The sequence below is a fragment of the Klebsiella sp. HMSC25G12 genome, from assembly GCF_001807705.1.
GTDB lineage: Bacteria > Pseudomonadota > Gammaproteobacteria > Enterobacterales > Enterobacteriaceae > Klebsiella > Klebsiella variicola.
This window is the reverse complement of the sequence record NZ_KV789793.1, coordinates 1-2,278: the sequence shown is the minus strand read 5'-3', so window position 1 is coordinate 2,278 and position 2,278 is coordinate 1. Positions and strand designations below refer to the sequence as shown.

General features: G+C 47.7%; 2 protein-coding genes. One reads left to right on the top strand and one right to left on the bottom strand.

What is annotated here, in order from left to right:
• Nucleotides 1-116 precede the first annotated feature (116 nt).
• Nucleotides 117-749 carry a DUF6904 family protein gene (locus tag HMPREF3096_RS01840; protein WP_001567369.1) on the top strand — a complete coding sequence of 211 codons (633 nt, stop codon included), beginning with the start codon at nt 117-119 and terminating at the stop codon, nt 747-749.
• Between the two features lie 28 nt (nt 750-777).
• Here the strand turns inward: HMPREF3096_RS01840 and HMPREF3096_RS01835 are convergent, their stop codons facing one another.
• Complete coding sequence (locus HMPREF3096_RS01835; RefSeq protein ID WP_001567368.1) at nt 778-2,181, bottom strand: ISNCY-like element ISKpn21 family transposase; 1,404 nt, start codon at nt 2,179-2,181, stop codon at nt 778-780.
• Nucleotides 2,182-2,278 lie beyond the last annotated feature (97 nt).

Sequence of the window (2,278 nt, the reverse complement as noted above, 5' to 3'; positions counted from 1 at the left end):
TGTCAAGGCTCAATTGAAATGTCCGTTATCCAGCTCAATTAAAATGACCACTTTGATCTCTCATTCTCTTTACTGATAGACTTTCCTCCGACTGAAACAACAGGATGATTGAGCCCATGCTTCGATACGAGTTAACGCCGAACAATGCAGGTTTTATACTGTGGGGAGATTCAGAAGCCCTGAATGAATTACATGAACTCATTCATTACATCGTGGATGAAAGCCCACTGATTAAAGTTAAAGACGGATTTATGTTATCCCTTGCCTATGATATTCGTAAAGCACGGGAAGGTAATCGTCGTGTTGAGCAACATCAGTATGATCAACATGATACATATAAGCTTTATGGTGTTGAGCTTTTATGGCCTCTGGTCCTGGTACAGTCCTCAATACTCAGAAACTCAATGGGTTATATTCAGACAGACAAAAACCAGCTGTCTGTCATGTATGCCTTTGAATACCTGATAGAATCAGCATTAACAGAGTCTGAGAGAACAACGTCGAATGATATTATGCTAACAGTAAAATATGCATCAGACTCTGATTTTAATTTCATTGAGGATAATATTGACAGCAGGTGCTGCTATTTTATCAGCCTATCTCCGGAGCAAAGAAAAAAGCAGTTAATCAGTATTGTTCGTTCTTTTCATTCATTATGGGGTAAGTATGCCCGTGAAAAGCAGGACATAAAGATGCTGAACGAAATGAATAATACATCATGGGTCTGGCCGGACAATATCAACTGGTGAGCAACCACTGTCCGGCCAGTGAGTACCATCAGCGGGCTCTTTTACCAAAAATGTCCTCTGAACGTGACTGAAGCTGTTTGAGTGCTTCGAGCATGTCATCATTATCCAGTGAGCGCTGGGATTTCTTCCCTTCCTGCTTTGGCCGTCGTCGGGAAGGGCCATCTCCAGCGGGAATTGACTGAGAGCGCGTGTTATCCCGCTTGCTCTGCACCAGACTGATAAACTCCAGGGTTCGGCCAAGACGCTTGTTATCGACAATCGCGCCCTGGTCGATTTCTGACAGTCGGTCGTAGGTAGAGTAGGGAAGTAGCGTACCGTTCAGGCGCAGCTCTTTTCTGCCATCAGGATAGTGATACACATCGATATATTTACCTATTGCACGGCGACTCAGTTCGCTGTCTTCAATCAGGTACAACATTTTATCATATTGTATCGTCAACGATTTTGAGACTTTACGTTTTTCACGAACAGTGAAAATAAGCCCCAGGTCCTCATCATGTTCTACAGCACGGTGTACGTCAAAATCATGTCGCGGTACTTTGCCAAAACGGCGGTTATAGTCAGCCATATAGGCCTCAGCGAAGTCATTTGCAGCCTCCATTGAACAAATGCCCTGTAACCGCAGCTCTTTGACCAGACGATCCTGTAAAGTGAGGTGAGCTCGTTCTACACGCCCTTTGGCGGGACTGGTTTCTGCACAGATAGTCTGGATGTTCAGTTCATGCATGGCTCGCCCAAACTGAGTATGCCCGTCTCCGCCTGTGGCGTGTTTATTGTTAACACGAAAAACACCGGCTTTATCGCTGTACAGTGCCAGCGGTTTACCATGCTTATCGATATAGCGCCGCGTGGCTTCGAAGTAAGAAAACGTGGACTCCGATTTAACAAACAACAGTTCCATCAGTTTGCTGGTTGCATCATCAACATAGACCAGCGCGGTGCAGGCCGGGCCACGGCCTTCAAACCAGTCGTGATCACAGCCATCTATTTGTATCAGCTCACCAGTACACGGACGCCGGTACCGTGGTTGAGGGATCCTTGCGGCACGTTGTTTACGGGGAACCCATAAGCCAGCCCGCACCATGATGCGCCGGACAGTTTCTTTGCCAAGAAACAGTCCGTGGAGTTCTTCGAGCTTTTCACGCGCCAGAGTCGGACCGAAATCAGCATAACGCGTCTTGATCAGTTCCAGAGCCTGATCTGCGAGCCCGGGTGGCAACTGGCGGTTACCACGCATGCCACATCGTCTGCTGGCCATACCAAGCGGTCCGCCTTCACGGTAACGGGCAAGAAGTCTGCGGCATTGCCTGTCGCTGATACCGAGGTGCTCGGCCGCACGGCGCGTTGTGATGCGACGTTCAATGACGTCCTGTATAATCTTGATCCGGTTGATCTCTTTCAAAGTAAACACTCCTGAGCTTTCTGCGCTCATGATATGCCTCCCGGTAGTTTAAACGGACCAGTGAAGCTTACCATAGCGCGGACATCTGAATTGAGCCACAGGCGGACATTACTATTGAGCCATTACA

Excerpts from the sequence above, each read along its gene's own strand:
- HMPREF3096_RS01840 (WP_001567369.1), top strand. The coding sequence starts at position 117 with ATGCTTCGATACGAGTTAACGCCGAACAATGCAGGTTTTATACTGTGG.
- HMPREF3096_RS01835 (WP_001567368.1), bottom strand. The coding sequence starts at position 2,181 with ATGAGCGCAGAAAGCTCAGGAGTGTTTACTTTGAAAGAGATCAACCGG.